Origin of the sequence: Amycolatopsis sp. FU40 (genome assembly GCF_021903635.1) — a bacterium.
GTDB lineage: Bacteria > Actinomycetota > Actinomycetes > Mycobacteriales > Pseudonocardiaceae > Amycolatopsis > Amycolatopsis dendrobii.
Genome location: NZ_CP091381.1, coordinates 6,762,977 through 6,776,431, shown reverse-complemented (window position 1 = coordinate 6,776,431; position 13,455 = coordinate 6,762,977). Strand labels below are relative to the sequence as shown.

The 13,455-nt window shown below is 69.7% G+C and carries 14 protein-coding genes; 4 read left to right on the top strand and 10 right to left on the bottom strand.

Features of this window, described 5'->3' with window-relative positions; genetic code table 11:
* Positions 1-33 precede the first annotated feature (33 nt).
* The 3 genes from L3Q65_RS31770 to L3Q65_RS31760 form a co-directional block, all read right to left on the bottom strand.
* The gene (locus tag L3Q65_RS31770) at positions 34-708 is read right to left on the bottom strand and encodes a heme oxygenase (biliverdin-producing) (protein WP_237597389.1); all 675 of its coding nucleotides are present in this window, start codon (positions 706-708) and stop codon (positions 34-36) included.
* A 79-nt stretch (positions 709-787) separates the two neighbouring features.
* A complete protein-coding gene (locus L3Q65_RS31765) occupies positions 788-1,390 on the bottom strand; it encodes a TetR/AcrR family transcriptional regulator (protein WP_182896739.1) in 603 nt (200 codons plus the stop codon).
* Between the two features lie 52 nt (positions 1,391-1,442).
* Positions 1,443-2,939 carry a glutamate-cysteine ligase family protein gene (locus L3Q65_RS31760; protein ID WP_182896740.1) on the bottom strand — a complete coding sequence of 499 codons (1,497 nt, stop codon included), beginning with the start codon at positions 2,937-2,939 and terminating at the stop codon, positions 1,443-1,445.
* A 217-nt stretch (positions 2,940-3,156) separates the two neighbouring features.
* On the opposite strand from L3Q65_RS31760, the gene L3Q65_RS31755 reads away from it, so the two are divergent.
* The 3 genes from L3Q65_RS31755 to L3Q65_RS31745 are packed head-to-tail and all read left to right on the top strand — an operon-like array spanning position 3,157 to position 4,973.
* The gene (locus L3Q65_RS31755) at positions 3,157-3,978 is read left to right on the top strand and encodes an RNA methyltransferase (RefSeq protein ID WP_182896741.1); all 822 of its coding nucleotides are present in this window, start codon (positions 3,157-3,159) and stop codon (positions 3,976-3,978) included.
* 32 nt (positions 3,979-4,010) lie between these two features.
* On the top strand, positions 4,011-4,601 hold the full coding sequence (locus L3Q65_RS31750) for a DUF2537 domain-containing protein (protein WP_182896742.1): 591 nt from the start codon (positions 4,011-4,013) through the stop codon (positions 4,599-4,601).
* Between the two features lie 18 nt (positions 4,602-4,619).
* Positions 4,620-4,973 carry an MmcQ/YjbR family DNA-binding protein gene (locus L3Q65_RS31745; protein WP_182896743.1) on the top strand — a complete coding sequence of 118 codons (354 nt, stop codon included), beginning with the start codon at positions 4,620-4,622 and terminating at the stop codon, positions 4,971-4,973.
* Between the two features lie 246 nt (positions 4,974-5,219).
* On the opposite strand, the gene sepH is transcribed toward L3Q65_RS31745, so the two are convergent.
* Positions 5,220-6,056 carry a septation protein SepH gene (gene sepH / locus L3Q65_RS31740; protein ID WP_237597388.1) on the bottom strand — a complete coding sequence of 279 codons (837 nt, stop codon included), beginning with the start codon at positions 6,054-6,056 and terminating at the stop codon, positions 5,220-5,222.
* Between the two features lie 249 nt (positions 6,057-6,305).
* Entirely contained in the window at positions 6,306-7,430 is a 1,125-nt protein-coding gene (gene serC, locus L3Q65_RS31735; protein WP_237597387.1) for a phosphoserine transaminase, read from the bottom strand.
* Between the two features lie 67 nt (positions 7,431-7,497).
* Here serC and L3Q65_RS31730 point away from each other — a divergent pair, with 67 nt between their 5' ends.
* Positions 7,498-8,703, top strand: a complete 1,206-nt coding sequence (locus L3Q65_RS31730) for a hypothetical protein (RefSeq protein ID WP_237597386.1) — start codon at positions 7,498-7,500, stop codon at positions 8,701-8,703.
* Here L3Q65_RS31730 and L3Q65_RS31725 read toward each other — a convergent pair.
* Genes L3Q65_RS31725 through L3Q65_RS31705 form a run of 5 tightly spaced genes read right to left on the bottom strand, consistent with a single transcriptional unit; the run spans position 8,636 to position 13,443 of the window.
* On the bottom strand, positions 8,636-9,982 hold the full coding sequence (locus tag L3Q65_RS31725) for a serine hydrolase (protein WP_237597385.1): 1,347 nt from the start codon (positions 9,980-9,982) through the stop codon (positions 8,636-8,638). The genes L3Q65_RS31730 and L3Q65_RS31725 overlap by 68 nt on opposite strands.
* A gap of 23 nt (positions 9,983-10,005) precedes the next feature.
* Positions 10,006-10,629, bottom strand: a complete 624-nt coding sequence (locus L3Q65_RS31720) for a response regulator transcription factor (RefSeq protein WP_067575181.1) — start codon at positions 10,627-10,629, stop codon at positions 10,006-10,008.
* On the bottom strand, positions 10,626-11,813 hold the full coding sequence (locus L3Q65_RS31715) for a sensor histidine kinase (RefSeq protein WP_237597384.1): 1,188 nt from the start codon (positions 11,811-11,813) through the stop codon (positions 10,626-10,628). The genes L3Q65_RS31720 and L3Q65_RS31715 overlap by 4 nt, the downstream gene beginning before the upstream one ends.
* Positions 11,792-12,607 (bottom strand): ABC transporter permease, encoded by an 816-nt coding sequence (locus L3Q65_RS31710; RefSeq protein WP_237597383.1) that lies wholly within the window; start codon positions 12,605-12,607, stop codon positions 11,792-11,794. Before L3Q65_RS31710 ends, L3Q65_RS31715 begins: the two co-directional genes overlap by 22 nt.
* Positions 12,604-13,443 carry an ABC transporter ATP-binding protein gene (locus L3Q65_RS31705; protein WP_182889534.1) on the bottom strand — a complete coding sequence of 280 codons (840 nt, stop codon included), beginning with the start codon at positions 13,441-13,443 and terminating at the stop codon, positions 12,604-12,606. The genes L3Q65_RS31710 and L3Q65_RS31705 overlap by 4 nt, the downstream gene beginning before the upstream one ends.
* Between the last annotated feature and the right edge of the window lie 12 nt (positions 13,444-13,455).

The following is a 13,455-nucleotide window of genomic DNA, read 5'->3' as shown; positions in this document are numbered from 1 at the left end:
AGCTAGGTGGAGGTCAACCCGCTGTGACCCGGCTCATGCCGCCGGGTCGCGGTACTGCTCGAGGTCGCGGGCCAGTTCGTCGAACACCGCCACGTTGTGCTCGAACGCGACCACGGATTCGTCGATCACCCGGGCGCGGTCGTCCTCGTTCCACGGCGCCTCGTCCAGCTTCGCGCGGTAGCGGTCGCGGAACGCGGGGGCGCTGCCGATCTCGTCGAAGCGGTAGAAGTGCGTGCCCGCCTCGGCGAGGTCGAACTTCTTCTCCAGCAACCGCCGGATGATCTGGCCGCCCGCGATGTCGCCGAGGTAGCGGGTGTAGTGGTGCGCCACGAAGCCGCCGGACCAGCGCGCCGCCTCGGCGATCCGCGCGGTGTAGGCCTCGGTCGAGGCGAGCGGGGCGATCTCGGTGCGCCAGCCGGGGCCGACCAGGCGGGCGAGGTCGCGTTCCAGCGCGGGCAGCCTGCGCAGTTCCTCGAACACGAACTGGCCGCCGACCGGATCGTCGGCCATCGCGTCGCCAGCGCGTTCGATGGCCTGGTAGATGAAGTAGTACTGGGTGGCCAGCGCCGCGTAGCCCGCCAGCGTCAGTTCGCCGCCGAGCAGCGCGTTCATGTACGTGGAGTGGTTGGCCTTGTCGTGGACCGTCCGCGTGGACGCGCGCAGCTGTCCGGAGAACGGGCTGGCTTCGAGGTCCGCGGTCACCGTCATCAAAGGCCTCCCGACGTTCTTTATGACAAGCTGTCAGAAAGAACTGTAGGCCACGATCCGTACTTAGGCTACCCTAAAATCAGTGGTTTTCACTCGAACCGACCGCCCGCCGGACGAAGCGCACGGCGGCCTCAATGGCGTCTTCGAGCTGGTCAGCGGGCACGTCGATGACCTGACGGCTGCCGAGTGCGGCGGTGATCATCGGGACCACCACGTCGAGATCCTGTGCGGGCCAGCTGCCCGCGTCGACTCCGGCGAGCAGTACTGACCGAAGCTGTTCAATGATCGGATCCGCGTGCGCGCTGATCCGCTGATACGCCGCGGGCGCGAGCGCGGACTCCAGCGCGGTGCCCGGCGGGAGATGGTGTTCGGCCAGCACGCGCAGCTGCAGCCGGACGAACGTGGCCAGCTGGGCGACCGGGTCGCCTTCGGCGTCCACCGCCGCGCGCAGCCGCTCGACATACCGCGCGGCCTCGTCCTCCACGAACGCGACGAGCAGGCTTTCCTTGTCCGGGAAGTGGTTGTACATCGCGGTGCGGCCGAGGCCGGCCTCCGCGGCGACGCCGGCGAGCGTGATCGCGTCGAACCCGCGCTCGTACAGCTGCGCGCGGACGACGTCGAACACTCGTGACCGCACCTCGCGGCGGTGCGCTTCGAGCGAACCGCCCAGCACCTTCGGCACGCGCGCCACCCCCTTCCCGTGCGAAACACTGTAGGGGACCGCGCGAAACGACTCAGCCGTCGAGCGGCCAGGTGTGCACCGGTTCGCCCGCCTCCGAGAGCTCCAGGTAGCGCCGCAGCATCCAGTTGAGCGCGGTTTCGCGGTCGGCACCGCGTTCGTGCGCGCGCAGCACGTAGTCGCGTTGCCAGGCCGCTCCGCTGCGGCGGGCAAGGCAGCGGCGTTCGATGATGCCGAGGTAACGCACGCGGGCTTCGTCAGAGACATCCGAGCGACGCAGGCCCTCGTGCGCCAGCGGCAGCAGTACGCGCAAGGCCAGTTCGTCCGGCGGGATCCAGCCGATGCCGGGCCAGTACAGCTGCGCGTCGAAACCCTTGCGCGCACCCTCGTACAGGTTTTCTTCCGCTGCCTGGAACGACATCTGCGACCAGACCGGCCGGTCCTGCTCCGCGAGCGCGCGCTGGGCGCCGTAGAAAAACGCCGCGTTGGCCACGATGTCGGCGACCGTCGGACCGGCGGGCAGCACGCGGTTTTCGATGCGCAGATGCGGCAGGCCGTCGACGACGTCGTACACCGGCCGGTTCCACCGCCAAATGGTTCCGTTGTGCAGCCGCAGTTCGGAAAGTTTTGGCGCCTGCCCGGATTCGAGCGCTTCGATCGGGTCCTCGAGGTCGGTCTCCGGCAGCAGTCCGGGGAAATAGCGGACGTTTTCCTCGAACAGGTCGAAGATCGACGTGATCCACCGTTCGCCGAACCACACGCGGGGCCGGACGCCCTGGTTTTTCAGCTCCTCCGGCCGGGTGTCGGTGGCCTGCTGGAACAACGGGATCCGGGTTTCGTGCCACAACGCCTTGCCCAGGAGGAAAGGAGAGTTCGAGGCGAGCGCGATCTGGACGCCGGCCAGGCATTGCGCGGCGTTCCAATGCGCCGCGAATTCCTCGGGAGCCACCTGCAGATGCAATTGGACCGAAGTACAGGCGGCCTCCGGGAGAATGGACTCCGCGTAGTGCCGCAGCCGCTCCGGCTGGCCTCCCGGCAATGCCGGACCGTCCATCGCGAGCGCGATCCGCTCGCCGCGGGCGGCGAAGATCTCGTCGTTCAGCGACGAATAGCGCGTTTTGTGGGAAAGCCACTTTTGATCGAAATGCTCGGCTCCCAGCGTCGGCAGAATGCCGATCATGGCCACCGACGAGCCGGTGTGCGCCGCGCTCGCCTGCGCCTTCGCGAGGTAGGAGTGCAGGTCTTCTTCCAGGCGCAGCGCGGAATCCCCGGCGAGCGGGCGCGGCGGCACGTTGAGTTCCAGGTTGTGCTGGCCGAGTTCGGTGGTGAACGAGGCGTCGTCGAGCGCCTCCAGCACGACCGCGTTGGTCATCGACGGGCGCAATTGCCCGTCCACCAGATTCAGTTCGACTTCGAGGCCGATGTTCTTGCGGGGAAAGGAAAAACTTCCGTCGGTGAGCATCCTCGCCAGGGTGTCCAGGCACCGCTGGACCTTCCGGCGGTACCGTCCGCGATCGAGCCGGCCGGGGTGTGCCGAGAGATCCGTACCCATGGTTCGACGCGCTCCTTGGCTGCTGTCCGCAGTGGTCTGGGCGGCTAGTACGCCAGGCAGACCACCGTCGCACAGCGCGGTGCCATGGGCTAGCGGCCAAACTGGTGCTCTCCGTCACCGGGGGTTGACCCAGCGCGTAACTACGCCGTTTGCCCTAAAGCGTGTCGCGCGTTCGGACCAATGGGCACGGGTTCGGCCGGGTGCGAGACTGTCCGATGTGGCTCAACTGATCTTCACCGAGGACCGGGCGCATCCGGGCCTCGACGACTTCCGCGACCTGTCCACAGCGGACCGTCGGCCGGACCGCCCCGGCGGGCGCGGGCTGGTGATAGCCGAGGGAACCGTCGTGGTCGGACGGCTGCTCGCTTCGCGCTATCCGGTGCGAGCGCTGCTCGGCGTGGAGAGACGGCTGCGGGAATTGGAAGACGAACTCGCGGACGTCGACGTGCCCGCGTATGTGACGTCGGCGGAGACGATGGCCGAGGTCGTCGGTTTCCATCTCAATCGCGGCGTGCTCGCGGTCGCGGATCGCCCGGAACCGCCGACGGTCTCCCAAATCGTGGACAGCGCACAGGTTTTGGCGGTGCTGGAAGGTGTCGGCGATCACGAAAACCTCGGCGCGCTTTTCCGCAATGCCGCCGCGCTCGGCGTCGGCGGGATATTGCTCGGTCCAGGTTGTTCGGATCCGCTTTACCGGCGCAGTGTGCGCGTTTCGATGGGACACGTGCTGCGCGTCCCGTTCGCGACTTTCGACAGCTGGCCTGGCGGCTTGGATGTGCTGCGGGCACGGGGTTTCACCGTGGCCGCGCTCACGCCGAGGGCGGATTCGGTGCCGCTGCGCGGATTGCGCGAAAAGGTGCCGGGCCCGATCGCGTTGCTGCTCGGCGCCGAGGGCCCGGGGCTGACGGACGAGGCGATCGAGGCCGCGGACGTCGCGGTCCGCGTGGAAATGGTGTCCGGCGTCGACTCGCTGAACGTCGCCACGGCCGCGGCGATCGCGTTCCACGAGGTCTCGGCGGGGGTCGCCCCACTAGAGTGACCCCCGGCACGTTTTTTGCGGGGAGGGGCACGATGGAGCTGCGCATCCGCGGCGAGCAGGCGGTGCTCGCCGGGCCGGGCGGCGAGCACGCACGAGAGGTCGACCCGCGCCGGCTCGCGATCGGAGCCGACCTGGCGCAAGCACTGCACGAGTGGGCGCGCGTGGCCTCGGCGCTGGCGCGCTCCGACTCGGACGTCGACGTCGCCGGTTCGGTCGTGTCGCAGCGCGGGCGTCAACTCGCCGCGCGACTGGCCGCGGTGATGGGCACCGAGGTGCGCTTCGTCGACCCGGTGACGGGCGTGGAGACGGTGGTCGAACCGCCGCCGCGGCCGGACCAGCCCGCGCGGGTCCAGACCCCGGAGGAACCGACGCCTTGGCTCACCGGCCTGACCGTCTCGGTGTTCGCGGCCGCGGTGGTGGTCGTGGCGATGCTCGCGCTGGCCACCACGCTCGCACGCGAGACGAGTGCGTGGCTGGCGCTGATCGCGTCGCTGGTGGTCACCGGCGGGGTCGCGCCGTCCCTGTGGCTGGGCCGGAACGTGCCGATCCTGCGCTGGGCGGTGTACGGCGCGGGCGGCGGTCTGGCACTCGCATGGATCGGTGTGCTGGCCACGGTGTTCTGACTCGCGGATACTGACGCGATGGCTCCGCTCGACCAGTTGCGCGCCCTCTGCCTCGCCCTGCCCGAAGCCACCGAACGCCTCAGCCACGGCGAACCGACGTGGTTCGTCCGCGGCCGCAAGACGTTCGCGATGTTCGCTGACCGGCACCACGACGACAAGCTCGCGTTCTGGTGTCCCGCGCCGCCCGGCGTGCAGGAGGAACTGGTGCGCACCGAGCCCGAGCGATTCTTCTGGCCGCCCTACGTCGGAGTGCACGGATGGCTCGGCGTACGGCTCGACGTGGACGTCGACTGGGTCGAGGTGGACCAGATCGTGCGCGAGGCCTACCGGCATGTTGCCCCAAAGAAACTGGCCGCTCTGCTGGACGCCTGACCCCGGCTGGCCCGCCGGTGCTCCGCTACCGGAGCGAAGTCACCGCGGCCCGTCTCGCCAGCAGGTGCTTCGCATCGCCCTGGCGAGCAGCAGCCCACCGCAAACCGCTACCGAGAACGCCCCAATGTGGCATTGGGTGCGTGGGATGCACCGAACGCCACATTGGGTGCGTGGGATGCACCGAATGCCACGTTGGGTGCGTGGGATGCACCCAACGCCACATTGGGGTGCTTGGCGCAGGCGAGATCAGCCGCGCTGGGTGCGGACCCCGAGGAGCACGTCCTCCCAGGACGGCACGATCGGATGGTTCTTCTTCGCCTTCGTACGCGGCTGCTCGGCGTCGTCGCCGTCGGACTCGCCCGGGACGCGCGGGATTTCGCGAGTCTCGTCGTCGCCCTCGTCCGGGCCCTCGATCGCGCGCGGTTCCTCGACGGCGTCGAGCGTCGGCTGCACCACCGAATCGCGGGCGGGGGCCAGCGCGCGCACGGTGCGCGGGGCGACGTACGAGTTCGGGTTCAGCAGGACTTCGGCGTTCTCGTCGAGCGCGTGCACCGTTCCGCCGTGTGCGCCGGGCGAGAACGACCAGTGCGCGCGGTTGTCGGAACGGCCCGCCTTCCAGCGCAGCACGACGACCCACTTGCCGTCGTCGCCGCGCCAGGCGTCCCAGGTTGCCTGGTTGTAGTCGTGGCCGCGGACGCCGAAGGCGTAGGCGATGACCTCGCCGAGCGTCTGGACGTCGGGCCCGTCCTCGCGGACCGGGTGCGCCGACTGCGCGAGTTCCGCCGTGCGGGACCGTTCGAGCAGCACCGGATAAGCGAATCGCTCCACCCGCTGCGTCGAGACGCCCGCGCTGCTCGCGACCTGCTCGACGGACTCGCCCGCGCGGATTCGCGCCTGGATCTCGCGTGGCCGCATCTGGCTCTCCAACTCGATCTCGATCTGGCCCAGCCGGGCTATGTCCCCCCTCGCCGCCGCACGCAGTCTCTCGTCGGCCGGGAGCAGGAAGCGGGTACGGCTCGCCGGGTCCTCCAGCACGAGGGACTTCCCGTCCTCGTGCAGCCCGACCACCCGCAACGCCCGCATTTCTCGCCTCCCCGGTGTTCACCTTTGTGGGTGCCCACGTTAGAACGGCGCGTCGGCTTGACGTGCGAGGCGCGCCGACGCCTCACCCATCCGAACTCAATCCGACGACACTTTCCCCGTCATTTTCGTGGTCCCGCTGATCGGTCACCGCCGTGACACGCCGACCACGGTGTGTCACGAACGAGTGGTCGTCAACGCGAACCGCCCCGCGAGCCAGGCGGCAGGCGGGGCGGTTTGGGCGTTTTTCGTTCAGCCCAGGCGTTCCACGACGTACTCGATGCTCTGGGTGAGCTTCGTGACGTCGTCCGGGTCGATCGCCGGGAACAGGCCGACGCGCAGCTGGTTGCGGCCCAGCTTCCGGTACGGCTCGGTGTCGACGATCCCGTTGGCGCGCAACGCCTTCGCGACCGCGGCGGCATCGACCTCGTCGGCGAAGTTGACCGTGCCGACGACCTGCGAGCGCAGGTCCGGGTTCGCCACGAACGGCGTGGTGTACGAGGTTTTCTCGGCCCAATCGTAGAGCCGGGTCGAGGATTCCTTGGTGCGCGAGGTGGTCCAGTCGAGGCCGCCCTGTCCGTTCATCCACTCGATTTGCTCGGCGAGCAGGAAAAGCGTGGAGACGGCGGGGGTGTTGTAGGTCTGGTCCTTGCGCGAGTTGTCGAGCGCGGTGGTGAGCGACAGGAATTCGGGGATCCAGCGGTCGCCGCCGCCGATCTCGCCGATCCGCTCGATCGCGGCGGGCGAGGCGAGCGCGATCCACAGCCCGCCGTCGGACGCGAACGACTTCTGCGGCGCGAAGTAGTAAACGTCGAAGTCCTCGGCCTTGACCGGGAGCCCGCCGGCGCCGGACGTCGCGTCGATCGCGACCAGCGCGCCGTCGCTGCCCTCGGGACGCCGCACCGGCACCGCGACGCCGGTGGAGGTCTCGTTGTGCGCCCAGCCGACGAGGTCCGCACCCTGCTGATAGGCGATTTCCGGCGCGCTGCCCGGATCCGCCTTCACCACGATCGACTCGCCGAGGAACGGGGCCTTGTTCGTGACGGTCGCGAACTTCGAGGAGAACTCGCCGTAGGTGAAGTGCTGGGCGCGCTCGCGCACGAGGCCGAACGCGGCGGCGTCCCAGAACGCGGTCGTCCCGCCGTTGCCGAGGATGACCTCGTACCCGTCCGGGAGCGAGAACAGCTCGGACAGCCCGGCGCGCACGCGGCCGACGAGCGACTTGACCGGCTTCTGCCGGTGCGAGGTGCCGAGGTAGGTGGAACCGGACCGGGCGAGGGCGGCGAGCTGCTCTTCGCGGACCTTCGAGGGTCCGCAGCCGAAGCGGCCGTCGGCCGGCTTGAGGTCTGCTGGGATCGTCAACTCAGCGTCGGTCATGTGCTTAGTCTCTCAGGTCGGGACAACGCAGGTAACGGCGGTTGGCGGGTGTCCGACATGTGGAATCGTGACGGAAACGCGCGGTTACCGGCCGCGCTGGCGGTGGTTTGCGCTCTTCGCCTTGGCGGCCCTGGTGCACCCGTGGGACTCGTCTGCGCTGATCGGCCTTCCGGTCGGCCTCGCGGCGACGATGGTGCTGGCTTTCGTGCCGTGGCGACGAGCGTGGTTCCGCCGCCGAGCGGTCCCTGCTGCGCTGTTCGCTCTTTCCGTGGCGTTCACCGCGTTCGTCGTCGTCGGGTTCTTCGTCGAGCCGCCGAATCCCGACGAGGCCGGCTCCGCCGTTTTCGCACTCGTGCTCGCTGTCGCATTCCTCGCCGGGACGCTGTGGTGGTGGCGGCCGTGGGGCCGGGTGCCGCCGAAAGGATCAACGCGCGAGGTCCGCGCCGTGCTCGACGGGGATACCACTCAGTGGGACCACGGGCAGGAGATCCCGAGACTGCTGCGCGTCACGGTCCGTCCGCTCGGCTTTCTCACGCTGCTCGACTGCCCGCCGGAGCAAGCGCGCGAACTCCGGCGGACCGGACGGCTGCGGCTGGACGAACCGGACGCCCGCGGCCGGGTCACGGTGGAGATCGGCGGGGTCGCGACGCCGGGGAGTTACACGACTGATCCGGCGGGACTGCCGATCCGGAAGCGCTCGCTGCGAAGGCTGCGCCGGCAGGCTGCCGTCGCCGTGCCCGCCGCGGTGCTCGCGGTGGCGATCGCGGTGGGCGGAGTGGTCGCGGCGTTCTGGTTCCTCGGGGGCTCCGGCTGGCCGGTGCTGATTCCCGCGCTGGTCTGGGGCGGCGTGGCGGTGGCGTGGGCCGGGCAGGTCCGCGAGACCTGGCACTGGGGGCAGGGCGCGCTGACTCCGGTCTGGGCGGCGCTGCCCGACCGGCACGTGTGGCCGGGCACCGTGGTGACCGGCTGGCTCGTGCTCGAACCCGGCTGGCCAGGGCGGTTCGGGATCGAGCACTGCCCGCCGGAGATCGCCGCCGAGCTGATCGAGCACCGGCGGCTGTGGGTGTTCGGCACCCCGCAGGTCGGCGACGTCCTGGTAGGCCTGCCCGGCCAGGGCTGCTACGCGAAGGCGTGGCTGTCGCCTGCCGGACGGGCAGCCGACCTTGACGCCGAGGAGCCCGGCGGCAAGGTCGCGGCTGGCGAACTCAGCGCCACCCGGTCTCGTCCAGGCCGCCTGGAATCGGCGCGGCCGGGTCGTACGGCGTGCGGCTGAAGATGAACGTCGCGAGGTTCAGGTGGTTCGCCGTCCCGTCCGCGGCGCGGCCGACGGTGAGCGTTTCGCCCGCGTAGTAGCCGTCCAGCCCGATCCAGGTGTCCGGGCCCTCGGGACGGAACCGCGAGGCCCGGCCGGCGCCGACGGCCGGGTTCAGCGAGATCAGGCCGTCGCCCTGCACGCGCAGGAAGTACGGCGACGGGCCCCAGTGCCACAGCCCGGTCAGCGCGAGCAGTTCCGGGTCCACAGCGGACGGGAACCACTCCGCGGGCAGCGCGGGTTCGAGGTCGTCGGCCGTCGTGAGCAGGTCGAGGCACAGCTGGGTGATGCCGACGCCTCCGGTGGAGTTCGCGAGGCACAGCGCGCCGGTGCCGCTGCGCGGGTCGACGATGGTCGCGGCGAGGAAACCGGGCATCGAGCCGGTGTGCCCGGCCAGGTGCCTGCCCTGGTAGCGCACGACCATCAGGCCGAGGCCGAATCCGGTCGACCACACCTCGGTGTCGTCGACGGTGTTCGTCGTCCGCATCTCGTCGACGGTGTCCGCGGACAGCACGTCGCCGGTGTGGCCGCCGAGGAACGACGTCCAGCGGCCGAGGTCGGTGATCGTGGACCAGAGCTGGCCTGCCGGGGCCATCGCGCCGGCGTCCGGCCACTTCTCCGGCATGAGCACGTCGGCGAACGGGTGCACGGCGAATCCCTCGGCGTGTGCGCCCTCCGGGTGCGGGGTCGTGCGGTTCATGCCCAGCGGGGTAAGGATTTCGTCGCGCACGACATCGAACCACGGTCGCTCGCGGTGCCGGGCGACCAGTTCGCCGAGGACGCCGTAGCCGACGTTCGAGTAGTGGAACTTGAAGCCGGGGCGAAGCTTCGTCGCGTTCTTCTCGAGGCTCGCGACGAGCGCCGCCCAGTCCGCGCCGGGCGCGCGCTCCCACCACTGGCCGGGCGATTCCGACGTGAGGCCGGAGGTGTGCGACAGCAGCTGCGCGATCGTGACCGAGCCGAACGCGGTACCCGGCAGGTGCCGCTCCAGCGGGTCGGTGAGGTTGAGTTTGCCCTCGTCGCGCAGCCGCATGACCGCGGTCGCGATCATCGTTTTGGTGATCGACCCCAGCCGGTACTGCGTGTTGTCGTCCGGCCGCTGGTCGCCGACGCGGCCGCGGGCACCGGACCAGACGACCTCGCCGCCTCGGACGACAGCGGCGACGAGGGACGGGGCGCGGCTGACGGACTGCTCGTGTGCGAGCCGTCGGTACAGGGCGAGTTCGGTGGTGTCGAGCATGGCCGTCATTCTGCCCGGGCAGCTCAGCCGAGCAGTTGCCGGTCCAGCGCCGTCGTGACCGCCGCCGTGCGGTCGGAAACGCCGAGCTTCGAGAACACCCGCAGCAGATGCGTCTTCACTGTCGCCTCGCCGATGTGCAGCTCGCGGCCGATTTCGGCGTTGGTGCGGCCCTTCGCGACCAGCCGCAGCACCTCCACCTCGCGCGCGGACAGCGGCGACACCGGTTCCGGGTTCCGCATCCGGTGCACGAGCTTGCCCGCGACCGACGGCGCCAGCACGGTCTCGCCGCGATGCGCGGCCCGGATCGCGCCGGCCAATTCGGTACGCGACGCGTCTTTCAGCAGGTACCCCGACGCGCCCGCCTCGACCGCGCGCAGGATGTCCGCGTCGGTTTCGTACGTGGTGAGCACGACGATCCGGCGTGCGGGCGTTTCCTTGAGGATCGCGTGGATCGCGCCGACGCCGTCGAGGCCCGGCATGCGCAGGTCCATCAGGACGACGTCGGGCTGTTTCACGCGGTCGAGCGCCACCGCTTCGTCGCCGGACCCGGCTTCGCCGACCACCGTGAGGTCGTCCTCGGCTTCGAGCATGCCGCGCAGTCCTTCGCGCACCACAGGATGGTCGTCGACCAGCATGATCGTGATCACGCGGGCACCTCCAGTTCCAGTTCGGTGCCGCCGTTCGCGCCGGTCCGCACTGCCAAAGTGCCGCCCACCTGCTCGGCCCGCGAACGCATGCCGCGCAACCCGAATCCGGCTCCGTCGGCGTCCGGGGTGAAGCCGCACCCGTTGTCCTCCACGCGCAACCGTATCGCTCCGTCCACAGCGGACATTCGCACGCGGACGAGCGTCGCGCCCGAATGCTTGCGCACGTTCGACAACGCCTCCTGCACCGCGCGCAGCAGCACCACTTCGACCGCAGTGGACAGTGGCGGCAGCGCATCGTCCACTTCGCACTCGACCGGGACGCCGATCTCCTCGGCGAGCCGATCAGCCTGACGCTGCACGGCTTCCGGCAACGAACCAGTGGCCAAATCGGACGGTGCGAGCGCGGCTACCATCGCTCGGGCTTCGGCGAGATTCTCGCGCGCGGTGCGGCCGGCGAGCGCGAGATGTTTGCGCACCGCGGACAGGTTGGTGTCCAGTTCGGACTCGATCGCCTGGGTCAGCGTGATGATGCTGGTGAACCCTTGGGCGAGCGTGTCGTGGATTTCCCGCGCCAGCCGTTCGCGTTCGGCCGCGGTGCCCGCTTCCCGCGACAGCCGCGCGACTTCGGCCTGGCTGGATTCCAGTTCGCGGATCAGCTCGGCGCGGGCGCGGCTCTGCCGCAGGACGTCGCTGGTGAACTTTCCGGCCAGCACGCTGAAGACGATGAGAATCGCGGTCATCGGCAGCAGGACCGACAGCAACTGGTTGTCCCAGCCGCCGTTCAGTACCGCGGAAACGGGTTCGAGCAGGATCAGCAGCGTCGTCGCGACGATCCCGGGGCGCAGTTCCAGCAGCATGAACACCAGTGGGCAAGCGACGAACAGCACGAAGCTCGCCGTGGTGGACGCGAGAATGGCGGTGGCGCTCAACGCGATCAGCGCCACCGCCGCGACGACGCGGGCGGTCTCGTTGTCCTCGCCGTGCACGACGCGCCGCCCCACGGACAGATACCCGATGGCGATGGCGCCCAGCGCGGCTTCGGCCACGATCTTCGCGGCTGCCGAACCGTCGTTGACGAGCACCAGGACCGCGGTCGCCGCGTAGGCGACCGCGAACAGCACCTCCCAGGACCAGTACGACCGTTCCCACGCGTCGGCTTGGTTCACTTCGCTTCGTTCGTCCACCGGAACGTCACCCTCGCGAGCACCAGGCCCACCACGCACCACACCGCCAGCACCAGCGCCACCTTCGGAAGCTCCCATGTCCCCGCCATTTCCTGGGTCGCGGCCTCCGGCGGAAGGAACACCGAGCGGAAGCCCTGGCAGATCCATTTCAGCGGGAAGAACGACGCGACGTCGACCATGATCCTCGGCAGGTGCGTGATCGGCGTGACGAACACCCCGGAAATGAACTGCAGCACCAAGTACACCAGCTGCACCAGCGCCACGGTGCCGTTCGCGGTGCGGGTGACCGAGCTGATCGCGATGCCCAGCAGCGTCGAGGAGACGATCCCGAGCAGCAGCACCCAGACCAGGGTCAGCCACTTGGCCGGATCGGACGGCAATTCGAGGCGGAACAGCAGCATCGCCACCGCGGCCATCAGGACGGTCTGCGACACGCTGGTCACCGCGACCATCACCATCTTGCCGACGAAGTAGGCCGCCGCGGGCATCGGTGTGCCGCGCAAGCGTTTCAGCGCGCCGATTTCCCGGTCCGCGGCGATGCCGATGCCGACGCTGTTGAACGACGTGGACACGATGCCCGCGCCGATCATCCCGGCGGCGAGCAGTTGCCCGGACGACACCCCGGTCTGCCCGGTCGGACCGTCGAGGATGGAGCCGAGCAGGATCATCAGCACCGCGGGCAGCGAGAAGGTGAACACCACCTGCTCGCGGTTGCGGAAGAACTGCCGCAGTTCGAGTGCGCCGCGGGCGAGGCCGAGACTGAACGTGCCCGGCACGGCCATTGTCGTGGTCACGGTTGCTCCCCGATCAGGTCGAGATAGACGTCTTCCAGGCTGGGGCGCGTCACCGTGAGACCGGCGAGTTCCCCGTGGTCGGCGGCGAGTTGCGAGACGAGCTTCGTCGGGAACTGCGTGCGTTCCTCGTGACTGCCGCGTTCGTCCTGCCATCGCACGACGGCCTCGGCGCGTTCGCGGCCGCCGAGCGTGGCCGGCGTCCCCTCCGCGACGACCGAACCTCGTGCGATCACCGCGAGCCGGTCGGCCAGTGCCTCGACCTCGTCGAGGTAATGCGTGGTCAACAGGATCGTGGTGCCCTCGTGGGCGAGTCCGTCGATGAGCGCCCAGAACTGCCGCCGCGCCTCGGGGTCGAATCCGGTGGTCGGCTCGTCGAGGAACAGCAACTCCGGACGGCCGATGATGCCGAGCGCGACGTCCACGCGGCGGCGCTGCCCGCCGGACAACGACTTCACCCGCGCGCCCGCCTTCGCGGTGAGGCCGACCTGGTCGATCACCTCTTCCGGATCCCGCGGGTTCGGGTAGTACTTCGCGAAGTGCCGCACGGTCTCCGCGACGGTCAATTCCGCCGCGTCGGTAGCCGTCTGCAACACGATGCCGAGGCGGGCGCGCCACGCGCGTCCCGCGGTACCCGGGTCCTCGCCGAGGACAGTGGCTTCCCCCGCCGTCCGCTGCCGGTGGCCCTCCAGGATCTCGACGGTGGTCGTTTTGCCCGCGCCGTTGGGCCCGAGCAGGGCGAACACCTCGCCGTCGGGGATGTCGAGATCGATCCCGGCCACGGCGAGGTGGCCCGGGTACTCCTTGCGCAGTCCGCGCACTCGCACTGCTGTGCTCATGGGTTCAGCGTG

Coding starts and splice junctions, on each gene's coding strand:
- L3Q65_RS31770 (WP_237597389.1), bottom strand. CDS start 708: ATGACGGTGACCGCGGACCTCGAAGCCAGCCCGTTCTCCGGACAGCTG.
- L3Q65_RS31760 (WP_182896740.1), bottom strand. CDS start 2,939: ATGGGTACGGATCTCTCGGCACACCCCGGCCGGCTCGATCGCGGACGG.
- L3Q65_RS31750 (WP_182896742.1), top strand. CDS start 4,011: ATGGAGCTGCGCATCCGCGGCGAGCAGGCGGTGCTCGCCGGGCCGGGC.
- L3Q65_RS31745 (WP_182896743.1), top strand. CDS start 4,620: ATGGCTCCGCTCGACCAGTTGCGCGCCCTCTGCCTCGCCCTGCCCGAA.
- sepH (WP_237597388.1), bottom strand. CDS start 6,056: ATGCGGGCGTTGCGGGTGGTCGGGCTGCACGAGGACGGGAAGTCCCTC.
- serC (WP_237597387.1), bottom strand. CDS start 7,430: ATGACCGACGCTGAGTTGACGATCCCAGCAGACCTCAAGCCGGCCGAC.
- L3Q65_RS31725 (WP_237597385.1), bottom strand. CDS start 9,982: ATGCTCGACACCACCGAACTCGCCCTGTACCGACGGCTCGCACACGAG.
- L3Q65_RS31705 (WP_182889534.1), bottom strand. CDS start 13,443: ATGAGCACAGCAGTGCGAGTGCGCGGACTGCGCAAGGAGTACCCGGGC.